Annotated in this window: 14 protein-coding genes and 1 riboswitch; of the genes, 1 reads left to right on the forward strand and 13 read right to left on the reverse strand. The window is 41.4% G+C overall.

The features are described from left to right. Positions 1 to 9: 9 nt before the first annotated feature. From fliF to IE222_RS17605, 11 genes are all read right to left on the reverse strand, one after another. A complete protein-coding gene (fliF, locus tag IE222_RS17555; RefSeq protein WP_191275030.1) occupies positions 10 to 1,614 on the reverse strand; it encodes a flagellar basal-body MS-ring/collar protein FliF in 1,605 nt (534 codons plus the stop codon). A gap of 20 nt (positions 1,615 to 1,634) precedes the next feature. Beyond that, positions 1,635 to 1,931: a flagellar hook-basal body complex protein FliE gene (gene fliE / locus IE222_RS17560; protein ID WP_191275032.1), complete on the reverse strand. Its 297-nt coding sequence runs from the start codon at positions 1,929 to 1,931 to the stop codon at positions 1,635 to 1,637. Positions 1,932 to 1,951: 20 nt separating this feature from the next. Further along, a complete protein-coding gene (gene flgC, locus IE222_RS17565) occupies positions 1,952 to 2,392 on the reverse strand; it encodes a flagellar basal body rod protein FlgC (RefSeq protein ID WP_191275034.1) in 441 nt (146 codons plus the stop codon). A 5-nt stretch (positions 2,393 to 2,397) separates the two neighbouring features. Next, complete coding sequence (gene flgB, locus IE222_RS17570) at positions 2,398 to 2,790, reverse strand: flagellar basal body rod protein FlgB (protein WP_191275036.1); 393 nt, start codon at positions 2,788 to 2,790, stop codon at positions 2,398 to 2,400. A gap of 25 nt (positions 2,791 to 2,815) precedes the next feature. After that, complete coding sequence (fliS, locus tag IE222_RS17575) at positions 2,816 to 3,190, reverse strand: flagellar export chaperone FliS (protein WP_191275038.1); 375 nt, start codon at positions 3,188 to 3,190, stop codon at positions 2,816 to 2,818. A gap of 15 nt (positions 3,191 to 3,205) precedes the next feature. Beyond that, a complete protein-coding gene (locus tag IE222_RS17580) occupies positions 3,206 to 3,565 on the reverse strand; it encodes a flagellar protein FliT (protein ID WP_191275040.1) in 360 nt (119 codons plus the stop codon). 16 nt (positions 3,566 to 3,581) lie between these two features. Then, positions 3,582 to 3,956: a flagellar motor switch protein FliN gene (fliN, locus tag IE222_RS26960; RefSeq protein WP_370465063.1), complete on the reverse strand. Its 375-nt coding sequence runs from the start codon at positions 3,954 to 3,956 to the stop codon at positions 3,582 to 3,584. Further along, a complete protein-coding gene (fliM, locus tag IE222_RS17590; protein ID WP_191275044.1) occupies positions 3,949 to 4,890 on the reverse strand; it encodes a flagellar motor switch protein FliM in 942 nt (313 codons plus the stop codon). Before fliM ends, fliN begins: the two co-directional genes overlap by 8 nt. Before the next feature lie 122 nt (positions 4,891 to 5,012). After that, a riboswitch (cyclic di-GMP riboswitch) is annotated at positions 5,013 to 5,099 on the reverse strand. A 185-nt stretch (positions 5,100 to 5,284) separates the two neighbouring features. After that, positions 5,285 to 6,103 (reverse strand): flagellar hook-basal body complex protein, encoded by an 819-nt coding sequence (locus IE222_RS17595; protein WP_191275046.1) that lies wholly within the window; start codon positions 6,101 to 6,103, stop codon positions 5,285 to 5,287. 12 nt (positions 6,104 to 6,115) lie between these two features. Then, entirely contained in the window at positions 6,116 to 6,532 is a 417-nt protein-coding gene (locus IE222_RS17600; RefSeq protein WP_191275048.1) for a flagellar hook capping FlgD N-terminal domain-containing protein, read from the reverse strand. A gap of 14 nt (positions 6,533 to 6,546) precedes the next feature. Then, positions 6,547 to 7,710 carry a flagellar hook-length control protein FliK gene (locus tag IE222_RS17605; RefSeq protein ID WP_191275050.1) on the reverse strand — a complete coding sequence of 388 codons (1,164 nt, stop codon included), beginning with the start codon at positions 7,708 to 7,710 and terminating at the stop codon, positions 6,547 to 6,549. A gap of 141 nt (positions 7,711 to 7,851) precedes the next feature. Here IE222_RS17605 and IE222_RS17610 point away from each other — a divergent pair, with 141 nt between their 5' ends. Then, complete coding sequence (locus tag IE222_RS17610; protein WP_223282778.1) at positions 7,852 to 8,538, forward strand: glucosaminidase domain-containing protein; 687 nt, start codon at positions 7,852 to 7,854, stop codon at positions 8,536 to 8,538. Between the two features lie 184 nt (positions 8,539 to 8,722). Here the strand turns inward: IE222_RS17610 and fliD are convergent, their stop codons facing one another. Together fliD and IE222_RS17620 are read right to left on the reverse strand one after the other, a co-directional pair. Further along, positions 8,723 to 10,285 (reverse strand): flagellar filament capping protein FliD, encoded by a 1,563-nt coding sequence (gene fliD, locus IE222_RS17615; protein ID WP_191275054.1) that lies wholly within the window; start codon positions 10,283 to 10,285, stop codon positions 8,723 to 8,725. A 247-nt stretch (positions 10,286 to 10,532) separates the two neighbouring features. Next, a complete protein-coding gene (locus IE222_RS17620; protein ID WP_191275055.1) occupies positions 10,533 to 14,246 on the reverse strand; it encodes a fibronectin type III domain-containing protein in 3,714 nt (1,237 codons plus the stop codon). Positions 14,247 to 14,330 lie beyond the last annotated feature (84 nt).

Here is a 14,330-nt window from a genome sequence, read left to right on the forward strand (position 1 = left end):
CCCCTTTACCTAATCACGCGTAAGCCAATTCCGCAGCAAGCCGACGAATTCTTCTGGCTGATCGAGCGCCATCTGCTCCACTTGCTTTTTAATCGCTGCTTTTTCATCTTCTTTTAGCTCAATAGATTCATAGACAGCCTCTTGGTAAATAGGAAATGGATCGTCCTCTTCCTCCTCAGCTGCTTTCCTGCGGCGTAAGACAAGGAATAGTACAAGAAGGAGAATCAAGCCGCCGGCACCAATTAGACTATAAAGCAGCCATGGCTGAAGCTGATTAGACTTTTCCTCGACTTTTGGCAGTTCTGCTTTCCCGCTGAAAGCTTGAGAGAACACAGTAATCCGTGATGTAATATCTTGATCGGTTAATGCCGTATTCGGACTTAAGGCTGTCCTTACTACATTCGAGAGAACCTGTTGAATATTTGCCTTCGTTTCCGCTTTCAGCGATGCCGGGTTTTTGGGGTCCGGAGGCTCCACACCGACATTGATTGTCAAATCCTCAATCTTATAAGGACTTTTCGAAATCTCATTCGTGATGCGGTTCACTTCATAATTGACACGATTTTCAGTCTCGCTCGAAGTATTTTCCTGTGATGGGCTCGAAGCGGAATATTGTTCAGGCACATCCGTTTGCCCCGTTCCGTTCACACCAGAAGTCGTATCCTTGCCGCTGTATTCTTTCGTAATCTCTTCGACACTGATGGCCAGTCCCTTATTTTTTTTGCCTTTTTCGTCTTCTGTGACAGGTTCGACTAATTCTTCCCGTGTCTTCACTTGATCAAAATTTAATCGCACAAACGCCTGAACCAGCACCTTGTTATGCCCCATAATCGTTCCGAGCATCTGCTGCAAGTCTTTTTGAATATCATGTTCGATATCCTTCTGGATTTTCCGCTGCTGATCAAAATTATCCATGGCTCCCGTTGTTTGATCCGGCAGCTCCAGCCCTTGTCCGCCCTGGTCCGTCATCACAATATTTTCTTTCGGCAAATTCGGGACACTTTTAGAGACTAAATGATACAAAACTTGAATTTCCTTAGGCTCTAATTCATATCCCGGCTCCAGTTCAACGACAACGGAAGCGGAAGCCTGTTCCTTTTCATCCGGCCTGATAAACAGGCTTTCCTGCGGCGTAGATATGACAACAGCAGCATTTTTCACCCCTTCGACATGCCGTAACAAATTAGCGACTTCCCCTTGAAGGGCCTCTTTTTCCATCGCATCAAGCTGCCGGTCGGTTGCCCCAAATTGCAAATCCTTTGTCATATCGAAAAAACTAATCGTTCCCGTTTTCGGCAGTCCTTTTGAAGCCAAGGAAACTAATAAATTATCGACATCCTCCTTTGGAACCTCAATCGTGGTTCCGTTCCGATCCAAGCGGTAGTCCGTATAGCCTTCCTGATCTAATTCGGCTTTGATATCGCCGATTTCCTTTTGGCTCAGTTCATTGGTAAACAGCGGAACATACGTCTGTCTTGACAGAAGAAAGATTGAGAGCGCCAAAGCGAAAATAAGAGCAATAAAAATACCAACAAAAAGAAATCTTTGTTTTTTACTGACAGAGTTCCAATATTCGATATACTTTTCTTTAACGTTTCGTATTTGTTGAATCATGCTTCTCCACTATTTCCTTACTAGATTTGCATTCTCATGATTTCTTGATAAGCTTCCATTGCTTTATCCCGCACCTGGGTTGTTAGCGTAACAGCGATGCTTGCTTTTTGTGCGGCAATCGTCACATCGTGCAGGTTAATCGGTTCTCCCTTGGCTAATGCTAATGATTTCGTTTCAAATTCATTCACGGCACTATTTGCTTCTTGAATATATTTTTGTAACAGATTCCCGAAGGAGGCAGATGGTTCAGCTGCGGCCTGCGGCTTAATCCCCTGCAAAAAACTGCCCGGCAATCCTTGAATATTACTGATGTTCATATCCTATTCCTCCTCCTTCCCTATCTTCCAATTTCCAAGGCCTTTAACAGCATCGATTTTCCGGCATTAAAGGCTGTAACATTGGCTTCATACGCTCGTGATGTTGACATCAAATCAACCATTTCCTTGGTGACATCAACATTAGGCATCATCACATATCCTTGCTTATTGCTATCTGGGTTGGATGGATCATACACGGCCTGAAACGGGGTCGTATCTTCAACAATTTTATTAACATGGACTCCTGAAAGAGAGAGTTCCTGCTGAAGATAATTCATAAACGTCGGGGGCTTATTCGGCGTCATCTCCACCATCTTCCGGCGGTAAGGCTGCCATTCTCCGTTCACTAATCGGCCTCTTGCAGTGTTGGCGTTCGCAATATTAGAGGAAACAACATCAAGCTTTAGCCGATTCGCTGTTAACGCAGAGCCGCTGATTGATAACGTTTGAAAAATCGACATAGTGTTTATCCCCTTCCTCTAATTGATGCTTTTAATAAATTAAATTCTTCATTCAATCCATAGGTTAACGATTGGTACCAAATCGTATTTTGACTTAGCTGGGTCATTTCAAAATCCAAATCTACACCATTTCCACTGTTTGAAAAAACAGTGTTTTCCCGTTCTAATTTCGCGGAAGGAATCGACGCTGCATGGGAAGCCCCTATCACGAAATGTTTGGGATAGGTACGGTTTCCTGCGAATCTGCTTTGAACTTCCTGCTGCAGCATCTCTTCAAAGGAAACCTTTGTTGGTTTGTAATTGGGGGTGTCTGCATTGGCAATATTATTAGAAATTGATTTTTGACGTAAGGCAGAGGCATCTAAGGCACTTGACATGATTCCAATCAATCGGTTCATCTTTTTCACCCTTTTCAATAGAAACTTAAGAATTAGACTTTAATGATTTTATCGCTTCTGCCCATGAGGTTTTCAACTCCTGAAACATACCTTCTACTTCATTTAGAATCCCGCTGTCTTTTTTCATATTGGCTTCCATTAATCGTTGTTTCATATAGTCATAGAGAGAATAAAGCGAGTTTGATAGTTCGTAATCCATATTTAATGTCACCATAAGTTCGGTTAGGATATCCTGCGTCTTCATGATCAAGGAGTGAGCTTTTGCCGGGTCCTTGTTCTCAATTGCCCGCTTTGCCTGGTTGAGAAACTTTACACCGCCATTATAGAGCATGAGCGTTAAATCCTCCGGTTTAGCCGTAAACACTTGATTTCTCTGGTAAACCTCATTTCGGTCGATCATAAATTCGTCCCCCCTTTACTTCGTTCGGTCATAAAAAACACCCTTTGAAACACCGGTCAAATCCTCATATTGACTCTTAATAAACTGATTTCTTTGCTCGGAACGAATGCGGTTGGATAGTTTTCTCATCGTCAGCTGCAATTGTGACTGAATTTCTTTTTCCAGTACAGTAAGCCTGTTTAGCTGTTCTCTTATCGTGTCACTCATAAGCAGAGATCCAGCTTCCCCATCTACCTTATTAATAGAAGAAATGCAAACTTCCCTCTGCTCGAGCAATCCTGGCACCAAGTCTTCCGCTCCTTGCTGTAATGCTTCCAATATCCTCTTAGAAAGTTCAAAATAATGCTGCAGCTGTTCCTCTTTTTTCGTAATCATCTTTTCATTGCCCTCCTCATAACGGAGATTGGCAAATTTCCTTAATTCTTACGCCAAAGTGCTCTTCAATAACAACCACTTCACCTCTGGCAATCAGCTTGTTATTGACAAACACATCCACCGGTTCGCCTGACATCTTATCTAATTCCACGATCGAGCCGCTCGTTAATTCTAGCACTTCACTAATTTTCTTTTTCGTCCGACCCAGTTCCACGACAATTTCTAATGGAATATCGAGAAGAAGGTCCAAATTCATGTTGTCAGTTATTTTTTCAACAGCTTCATCAGGCACAAGCTCAGCAAACTGGAATGGTTGATTCATTGACTCTTGTTTATGGTCAGCAAGCAATGCATCAATTTCATCCTGTGTCAGTTTACCCGTTTCAATCATCAACGCCATCTCCTTCTACCAAATGTTCAATCTTTACGGCCACTCTTGACTTCTTCATCCCCGGATGGGCAAGGAACTTCACTTCTTCATTGACCCTTACTTGCAGCGGCTCATCTGCCAGCTGGTTTAACTGAATGACATCATTGACATTTAAGCCGAGCAATTCTTCAATGGTGATGGCAGCCCGTCCTAATTCTGTAATAACCGGAACCGTTAAATGTTCAATTCGTTCTTGCAAAAATTCACTTTCATCTTTGTTTTTCGCCCATTTCCCATGGCCGTACCAATTATGAGAAGAAAGTTTAGGAATAAATGGCTCCAACAATATGTATGGAATACAAAGATGCATCGTTTCTTCCCTTTTTTCAATCGTAATTTGAAAGGTGACCACAATAACCGTTTCCGTTGGGATTCCCAGCTGCAAAAACTGTGGATTTGTTTCCATGTTCAAATAGCGAAGCGGGAGGACCATAATGTCACTCCAAGCCTTCTTTAGAATTTGAACAACCCCTTCCAGCAATCTCTTTAGGACATTGGATTCGATGGGCGTTAAGGTGGTTCTCCCCCATTCTTCATCCATTCCCTTGCCTCCTAAAAGACGGTCAATCATCACAAAAGCCATTTGCGGATTGAGCTCCATCGCCATGCGGATACCCTGTTCACCTGATTCAAACACACTTAATATTGTCGTATCCGGGAGCTGCTTAACGAACTCCTCATACAACATCTGTTCAACAGAAGAGGCCTCAACCTGGACAAACGACCGTAATTCAGTGGAGATAAAGGAAGCCAGCTGGTAAGCAAAATTCTCATGAATTCTCGTCAGAACCCGCACCTGCTCCATAGATAATCGTAATGCTTTTTTAAAATCATAGACTCTTGGTTCAGCAGAACTGCCTCCAAAAGCCAGGGAATTCGGCATATTGTTGTCCATTTATTCACACCTCTTGTTCCTTTTAGACTATTAATAAATACCTAGACGCAAAAAAGACGAGACCACCCCGAAGAATAGTCTCGTCCATAGCAAATAAACATAGATAGTTTAGGACAATCTATTTCGGCAACTGGCTGGCATATTGTCATGACAATTTAGCCCCTATAGCTTTGCGTCGCTGAGTTTCCTCAGGTTTGCCTTTTTCAATTTTTAAGTAATTCTAGGAAAATGATAACATTACAAAAATATTTTTTCAAATACATTTTGTTGTAAACCCCCATAAATTGACGAATATTATCGAATTATTTACGAATATTTAACATTTATTTATTAAAAGTATCGAATTTTGTAAAAAAATAGAGAATACCTAGGAAGATATTCTCGCATTTTACTTTTATCGTTTTAAGTTTACTAATTCCTCTAAAATTGAATCAGAGACTGTAATAATCTTGGCATTAGCTTGAAATCCCCGCTGGGCGGTAATCATGTCGGTTAATTCTTCCGATAAATCGACATTGGACATTTCTAGGGTTCCGGAGATGATGGTGGCGTCGCTTTTATTATTTTTAAGCAAATCTTCAATTTTTCCTGCATTTGCATTAGGCGTGAGAGAATATAACGATCCGCCTGCTTTTAGTAATCCACTTGGATTATTAACCTTCACTGTACCAATATTTACATTAGTAGGCACGCTGTCCCCGTTAACATCAACACCAATAATTTCTCCAGATTGATCAATCGCAAAAGAAATACAATTACCTGGAATTGTAATGGTATTCCCTTTTTGATCCAAGACAAACATGCCATTTTGATTGACTAGTTGATTGCTGCTGTCTAATTTAAAGTTCCCTGCTCGTGTTAAAAACTTCTCCGTTCCATTTTGCACGACAAAAAATCCATCGCCATCCAGATAAAGGTCGGTGCCGATATTTGTTGTTGTTGGGCTGCCTGGTGTATGAACGGTGTCAATGCTGCCAACTCTAGTTCCTAAACCAACCTGAATTGGATTGGTACCTCCTGCTGCAGGTGCTGCTGCTGTTGCCGTCTTTGGACCAGATGCCGCCTTCACCGTCTGGCTGAAGATATCTTCAAAGACAACCCGGCCTTTTTTAAATCCCACTGTATTCACGTTTGCGATATTATTACCAATGACATCTAGTTTTGTTTGGAAGCCTTTAAGTCCGGATACTCCTGAATTTAGTGAACGTAACATGATAATCTCTCCCTATTGTTTGTTGATTTCCATTGAAGTAATGCTGCTCGATAGAATTTCTTGATCACCGATTTTATAGTAAACTTGATTATTTTTATAATTAATCCCTTCGACAATCCCGCTCTCCTGCGCATTTGTCTCAGGATTAGTCCAGGTAACCTTGTTTCCAAGCACATAGGAGTGCTGGCTGATATTATTGCCCGATTCAAGATAGGCAGTCAGCGAGTTGTTTAAGTTTGAAAGCTGCTCCAGCACGCTTAACTGCGCCATTTGTGCGACAAATTCTCCGTCCTTTTGCGGCTGTGTCGGATCCTGGTTTTGCAATTGCGTGACTAAGATTTTTAAAAAGGCCTCTTTTCCCAGCTCCTGCTTTGACAGGCTGCGATTGGGAGATGCTGTGTTGGATTGAATAGAATGGATCGTGGACATTTTCGGTTCATCCCTTATGCTGTCGTATTGATTTGGGAAACCCAATCGGTTTGGATATCATAAGCACGTGTCTGTTCTTTGGCTTGTATCAAATGCTGATCGCTTCGTTTTCGTGATTCTTGCTGCCCCTGCCTTCCGTGGGAATCACCGCTTTGCGAGAAAGTCCCCACGAAGTTTGTGTTTGTGTTGGTGTTTGACGGCTGCTGTGAGATATCAATCTTTCCAACCTGCAGCCCTTGTGTTTCTAAGCTTGAGCGTAAAGCCTGGACATGAGTTTCCAGCAAATCCTTTCCTAAAGAAGTGCTGGTAAGGAATTCTGCCGTCACTTGCCCATCCTGAATCGTCACCTTTACATCAACTTTTCCTAAATGCTTCGGTGCAAGGGTGAACACTGCCTCAAAGCCCTCGTCCGAACCTGTTACATGGATGGCCGGTTGAATGAATTGCTTCATATCCTGTTCGAAGTGGGCCGCTCTAACAGTTTCAGTTAGAACTGTTTTTCCATCTAATGTGGGCTGGTCTGTTGTTGTGTGATTTATCAAGGAAAATTCATTAGGCAGCTGGAGCTGTCCTGTTTGATTTGTATTTGGTGATTCCGTTTGATTGGAATCCTCACTAAGCTTCATTTGAAAAGCTGTTAGGTTCTGTTCTTTACCTGTTTCCAAACTAATGTGACTCTTTGATGTTCCCGCCAACAATACATGTTGCTTTAAATCCCCTGTTTTTTCAGAAGTATCTAGGTTAGGAATGATCGGATCAGATACATCACTATTTACTATTTCTTTTGCTAATTTCGTTGCACCTTGAGCCAGTGGCAAAGTTGATAATCTATTAAGTGATGTGTACTCAGGCTTGGTTTCTACCATTTGTCCCGCTGCTGTTGAACCCATAGATTGCTTCAGTGTTGGCAGCTCACCCTGTGACTGCTCCACCGCGGGAATTGTCGTTTTTTCCTGGAGAACAGGAACGATTACGATATTCTGCTGTAGAATCGGCAATTGTATCGATTGAATTTCGGCTGGTATCAGTTCACCATCTTTTCCCTCTTGCTGACCGATCAGCTGCAGCAAGGCATCAAAAGTGGAAGCAGGTTCTCCTTCTTTCCCTTTTTCTGTTACTCTAGCTTGCCCATTGTTACCTGATGTTTGTATACCTGAAAGCTGGATCACTTCCGCCACTATTTTTTCAACCCCTTGTAAAAATTGATAAATATAACAAATTAGTATTTTTATAGAAAATAACTGTTGCTAGATGATAAAATAGAGTTAAAATAAGAAAAAATACATACCAAGGAGATAACAACTATGAATGTTGGATCTTTGTCCACGAATTGGCTTCTTTTTAAAACCATGATGGACATTTCGCGCATTGGACAAGGCAATCGCACCAATCTATCTGGTCTAAACAGCGGCTCCTTTGAACTCCTGCTGCAACAAGTCCTATTACAAGCTGAGATGAATCAGCAAAGCAATAGCGGCTTAGATGCGTTGCAATTTACTGGTTTGAACCGGCTTCCTTCTGTTATAGAGACGGCCACAAGCCAAACGAAAGTCTTGCAAACGACTAATAGGACATCACTAACAGATGCGGCGAAAAATGACGGCGATAAGCTAGATCTTTACTTAAAAGGTGTGTTGCAAAACACCGGACATCACTTCGCTGAGGCTGGTGAGAAATATCAAATCAACCCGGCTCTGCTGGCAGCAATCTCCATTCATGAAACTGGGAATGGGACTTCAAATGCAGCACGTTTTAAATACAATGTGGCCGGGATGATGGGCAAAAACGGCTTAAAGTCGTATGACTCGATTCGCGACAGCATTTTTGATATGGCCCGTAATCTTCGGCAAAATTATCTCGACCAAGGCAAACAGACGATTGCCCAAATCGGTGCAAAATACGCCCCAATCGGCGCCTCCAATGACCCGACTCAATTAAACAATCATTGGGTGACAGGCGTTCAAAGTCAATTTCATAAGCTGACAGGGAAGACCGGACTCGCTTAGCGCGAGGCCGTCTTTTTTTTAGGCAAACATTACACCATATCCGCGAATTTTCGGGTATTATCCGCGGTTTTTCATGGGTTATCCGCGAATTTGAGCTAGTTATCCGCGATTCGATGGCTATTATCCGCGAATCAGAAAACATCCACTCTTTGAACTGTCCTTTTTATGCGAGCAGTCCCATTTATTACATTCCGCCCCCCATTTGCTGGTAAAGCCAAGAGCTTTGGGAATTAAATTTTGAAATAGCCTGCTCCATGGAAGCAAATTGCCGATAATATTGGGATTCCTTTCGAGATAACTTCTCAGTCTGTCGCGTAATATCCGTCTGCATATTTGATAATATTTTTCCAATAACACTTTGATCATACTGGCTATTCCCTGTATAACCCGCTTTATTGGTTAACTTTTTTATGCCATCTTGTAATACATTAGAAATTTGTTTAATCACGCCATTCGTCCCTTTACTCGTATCTCCAAGCTGTGAAAATAACTTTTCAACAGCATTAGGATCCGTTTGAATAGCTTCTCTTAATTTGGCTTCATCCACATACAATTTTCCTTTGTCCTGATAGCTTTTTGATGATATTCCAATCGAAGCAAGAGAATAATAGGGACTGCCATTATCGACAATCGATGTCATTGCATTCCGCATTTTGTTCGCTATATCTGTGAGAATACTGTCACTGCGGAGCAGGCCGCTCTTCGCTTTTACCTCCCACATCTCAATTTGCTTCTCAGACATCTCACTGCGCTGCTCATCTAAAAGCGGCAGGTAATCTCGATAGATAGGCTCCTGAACAGCATTATTGAGTTTTTCAAGTAAACTATTATATTTATCAACAAAATCTTTAATATTTTTGATGACTTCGTCAGGGTTTTGAGAAACAGTAACTGTACTCGGCATTACATTTCCATTAGCATCCACAGTGGTACTTTTAAAGGTAAAATTAATCCCCATAATCGTCGTATTATTAGCTGCTAAATTAGTAATTTCATTTCCATTAAAAATAATATTTGCATTTTGACCAGATGCGACCAGATTGGTGGTGTCAAGACCCAATGTATTGCTTAAGAATGCTTGACTCGCCGCGCTTGTATTCTTGCTGAGGTCAATTTTTGTGGCCGCTCCGGTTTCCTTTGTTTTTAAAATAAATTGCTGTAATGTTGGATCGTAAAAAGCCTGCACACTTAAACTTTTTCCGTTACTGTCCTTTGCATTATTAATCTTTGAGACTACATCGTTGATTGTATCTGTTGTTTTAATATCGATGGTCATAGACTGAAATGCAGAAGGATTTTTCGGATCATTATAGACATCCATCGTGATGGAGGTGTCAGCAGTTAATTGGGCAGAACCTTGGACCGTATTACCCAGCGTTTTTGTCGGGTCTAATGGAACTTTGCTTCCAGTAAACGCTGCAGAACTGGCGAGTTGCTTTACAGCCACCGAATAGGTGCCTGCCAGGGAACTTCCCGAAGTTGAGGCTGATACGGAATTCTCTTGGCTGGATGTAACAGTAAACGTATTATACGTTTTTGATAGATTCATATTAAAAAGCGTATTCGACCGGAATGCTAATAAATCAGTATTCCACTGCCGATAAGCATCACTTAACCATGTTTGCTTTTGCTGATTCTGCTTCAATTTGTTAAGCGGAATACTCTCGGCATTCATCAGTTTTTTAACAATCGAGTCTGTATCCAATCCAGACGCAAACCCTGTTAACCTAGTGATAGAGGAATTCACTGGTGGTCACCTCACATGAAAGATATTCTCTGGATAAGTATCGGCAGGTTAGAAGAGAAAATAGAGGGGGTGTGGGGATTTTTTAAAAAAAGTTGTTGGAGGCGAGTTATAGAACGTGGTTCTTTTTACCATTGTGTCGCTTTTTCTTCCTCCTCGGGCAATAGAACAGGGGGACTTAGTTTTCCTCGCTAAAAAATAAACAGAAGCCATAAAAACAGCCCTAGGATTCGTTCCTAGGGCTAGTCTTCTATTTAACTTCAACTATTGTTTTAGCAATGACTAAATATCCATTGTCTAAATAGCCTCGTAATTCAAGAACTGTTTCGCCTTTTTTCCAATCAAAGTCTGCTCTTTCAAATTTGAAATGGCCCTTTTCAGCTTGCTTTTGCAGGCCATTGTTTTTTGGATCGGCGGCTACACCGTTTAGGGTGACAATGGAAACATCAAAGGATGCTGATTGGTATTCTTTAGGTATTGATGCTTTTACCGTAAAGACCCCATTGTTGCCTTTAATCACTTTTGGTAATACTTCAAGAGTGACAGGAATGTACACAACAAATTCCTTTTCTACTTGAGTTGTCCAACCGGCAGCATCCGTTACAGTAACAAGGAGCTTGTTTGTACCTGGTTGATCTAGAGTGATTTTGTCGCCTTTTTGATAAGTTTTTCCGTTCAGTGTCACTTTTTCAACAGCGATTCCGGAAAGGTTATCATTAGCTGTGTAATCTAACGTGATCATTGAGCCAAGTTCCTGTTCCTTTGCTAATGGAAATGAAACAGTTGGAGCCGTTTTATCAAGCTTTAATGCGACTGTTTTTGCTTTTTCTATGTTTCCAGCTTTGTCAATGCTGTAGAACGATACTTCATTGATGCCTTCGTCCTTAACCGTAAATGCTGTTCCTTCCGTAAACTCTGAACCATTAATAGAATAATAGGTTTTATCTGCTCCGCTTAGGTCATCGGTCGCCTTCAGTTCAACCGATACTTCGCTTTGGTACCATTTATCAGCAACATTTGAAACAGTTTCTGGAGCGGTCGTATCAATCTTCACTTTAACAGTTTTTATTTCTTCAACATTTCCCGCATTGTCAACACTAAAGAAGGTTACTTCATTTTCTCCTTCTTCGTTTACTGTAAACGAGGTACCTTCAACGAAATCAGAGCCATTAACAGAATAGAATGTTTGCGCCACACCGCTCAGGTCATCTGTTGCGGTTAATTCAACTGCTGCTTCGCCTTGATTCCACTTATCAGAAACATTTGATTTGGTCTCAGGTGCCGCAGTATCAATCTTCACTTTAACAGTTTTCACTTCTTCTTTGTTTCCAGCTTTATCAACGCTGTAGAAAGATACTTCATTGACGCCTTCGTCCTTAACTGTAAACGCTGTACCTTCCTTAAACTCTGAGCCGTTCACAGAATAATAGGTTTTATCTACTCCACTTAAATTGTCAGTTGCCGTTAATTCTACTGCTACTTCCCCTGAATGCCACTCGTTAGTGACGTTAGAAACTGTTTCAGGAGCTGTCCAATCGATTTTTACTTGAACCGTTTTTGTCTCTTCTACATTTCCTGCTTTATCGACACTGTAGAATGCTATCTCATTTACGCCTTCATCTTTAACGGTAAACGAGGTTCCTTCTTCAAGATCTGAGCCGTTCACAGAATAATAGGTTTTATCTACTCCGCTTAGGTCATCGGTCGCTTCCAGTTCAACCGATACTTTGCTTTGGTACCACTTATCAGAAACATTTGAAGTGGTCTCAGGGACCATAGTATCAATTTTCACTTTTACTGTTTTCACTTCTTCTTTGTTTCCAGCTTTATCAACACTGTAGAAGGATACTTCATTGACGCCTTCGTTAACAGCAAACGCTGTACCTTCCTCAAAGTCTGAGCCGTTCACAGAATAATAGGTTTTATCCACTCCGCTTAGGTCATCTGTTGCCGTTAATTCAACTGCTGCCTCGCCTTGATACCACTTATCCTCTACGTTTGATTCTGTTACCGGAGCCGTCGTATCCTTTTCCCCGGCATCAACTGTAATCGTGGCAGCATTATCTGATTCTTGACCTGATGGCGAAACTGGAACAATAACGTACGTATGTTCACCTGGTTCCAAGTCAGATATAGTAAATTCAGGATCGTTTGTATTCCCTACAAGAACCCGTTCCCCGTCTACTTCTTCATACACATTATAAGAATCCGCGTCCTTTACTGGATTCCAGCTAAGAATCACATCATCTCCTTCAACAGATGCTTCTGGAGTCGTTGGCGCTTCTAAAATCGGTTCCACATTAGCAGTAACTTGTTCAGAAGGAGTAGAATCACCGAACTTACTGCGCGCTACTACATCATAGATATAAGCACCATAAGGCATATTGTTAAACACAATACGGTTATTCGGTGTATTTTGTATCAGCGTACGCTGTCCATCTATGATTTGATAAATATCATAAGAGGCAGCATAATCCACTGCATCCCACCAAAGGGCAATGGATTTAACTTCCTGATTAACATATACCTGTACATTTGGTGCCAGTATTTTAGGATACACAATGGCTGCCTCTACTCGTGAAGCTTCTGCAGATTCTCCAAAACGGTCGCTGTAAGAGGTAATTTCATACACATAATTGCCTTCCGGTAAATTATTGATGGCCGTATAGGTATTGTTAATGTCTGAAATAAATTTCCGCTCGCCATCCACAATCTGATACAACTTATAGGTTGTTGCATATTCTGCCGTTTTCCATTTTAAATAGATGGTATTTACATTTAAAATAGAGGCTGTAAATGCATCAGGTTTTTGCATAGCTGGATGGACAACCTCCTGCTCCAGCCGGGCAGGTGCTGATTCACCGAATCGATCACTATATGCAGTTACCTCATAGATATATGTCCCCTTATCCATATTAGGGAAACTTACCTGCTGATAAGGCGTCTGCTTAAGAAGTACCTTTGAACCGTTAATGATTTGATAGACCTTGTAGCTTACGGCATACTCTACTTTTCCCCAGCTTAAGGTTCCATCATTCCCGTTTGTAATTGAGAACTTTACATTTCCAGGAGTCTGCACAACTGGATGAATCAGATTAAACTCAATCGCAGCGGCATTTTGAGATTCTTTAAATGTAGTACTGTAGGATGTGACTTCATAGCGATGAGTGCCTGCTGATACATTTGACAGCATTACATTTACATTTGTCGTTGATGTCACAAGTGTCTTTTTATTATCTACAATCTCATAAATATTGTATTTATTTGCATAATTAGCACGAGTCCAGCTTAAGGTCACATCATTACCGTTTGCCACTGAATAGGTTAGGCCGGCAGGTGCCTCCATCTCGGGGTATACGATATCGAACTCAACATGAGCAGCCTGTGCTGACTCACCAAAAATGCTATTATAGCTCGTAATCTCGTACACATAATGCCCTTCAGGCAACGTATTAAAGGTTTGGGTGGTCATTTCTGTTGTAGTTACTAACTTTCTGACCCCATCAATGACTTGATAAATTTTGTAGTAATGAACATAGCTGGCACTGTCCCAGCTTAATGTTGCATTATAAAATTTTTCAACAGAAGCTTTTACGTTCCCTGGGGCCTGCATTTCCGGGTAAACGATGTTAATCGAAACGGGCTGAGATAATGGTGATTCCTGTCCACTTACAACCGCGGTGACCGCGTAAGTATAGGTTCCCTCTTTTAACGATATAAAAGCTTTGTTAGTAGTAACCTGAGTTGCTAAAGTTTTAGTGTCCCCATCTAAGCGGTATACTTTATAGGCGGAGCTATTAGAAACCGCGTCCCATTCTATGACAGCATTTCCTGGGTAGCGTTCATAGATTTTTAGATTGGCAGGAGCTTGCACCACTGCAGCCAGGGCACCGATGATCGGAAAGAACAGCTGAAGGACCAGCATAGCACTGACAATAATCGGAATGGATTTAAATTTACGCAAAAAAAAACCCCCTTTTTTTAAATAATAGGCAAAATGGCCGGAATACAAGATTCCGGCTTTTTAAAAAGAGATGAAAGAAATAGA

Origin of the sequence: Neobacillus kokaensis, from assembly GCF_014656545.1 — a bacterium.
Lineage (GTDB): Bacteria > Bacillota > Bacilli > Bacillales > Cytobacillaceae > Neobacillus > Neobacillus kokaensis.

Excerpts from the sequence above, each read along its gene's own strand:
- fliF (WP_191275030.1), bottom strand. The coding sequence starts at position 1,614 with ATGATTCAACAAATACGAAACGTTAAAGAAAAGTATATCGAATATTGG.
- fliE (WP_191275032.1), bottom strand. The coding sequence starts at position 1,931 with ATGAACATCAGTAATATTCAAGGATTGCCGGGCAGTTTTTTGCAGGGG.
- flgC (WP_191275034.1), bottom strand. The coding sequence starts at position 2,392 with ATGTCGATTTTTCAAACGTTATCAATCAGCGGCTCTGCGTTAACAGCG.
- flgB (WP_191275036.1), bottom strand. The coding sequence starts at position 2,790 with ATGAACCGATTGATTGGAATCATGTCAAGTGCCTTAGATGCCTCTGCC.
- fliS (WP_191275038.1), bottom strand. The coding sequence starts at position 3,190 with ATGATCGACCGAAATGAGGTTTACCAGAGAAATCAAGTGTTTACGGCT.
- IE222_RS17580 (WP_191275040.1), bottom strand. The coding sequence starts at position 3,565 with ATGATTACGAAAAAAGAGGAACAGCTGCAGCATTATTTTGAACTTTCT.
- fliN (WP_370465063.1), bottom strand. The coding sequence starts at position 3,956 with ATGATTGAAACGGGTAAACTGACACAGGATGAAATTGATGCATTGCTT.
- fliM (WP_191275044.1), bottom strand. The coding sequence starts at position 4,890 with ATGGACAACAATATGCCGAATTCCCTGGCTTTTGGAGGCAGTTCTGCT.
- IE222_RS17595 (WP_191275046.1), bottom strand. The coding sequence starts at position 6,103 with ATGTTACGTTCACTAAATTCAGGAGTATCCGGACTTAAAGGCTTCCAA.
- IE222_RS17600 (WP_191275048.1), bottom strand. The coding sequence starts at position 6,532 with ATGTCCACGATCCATTCTATTCAATCCAACACAGCATCTCCCAATCGC.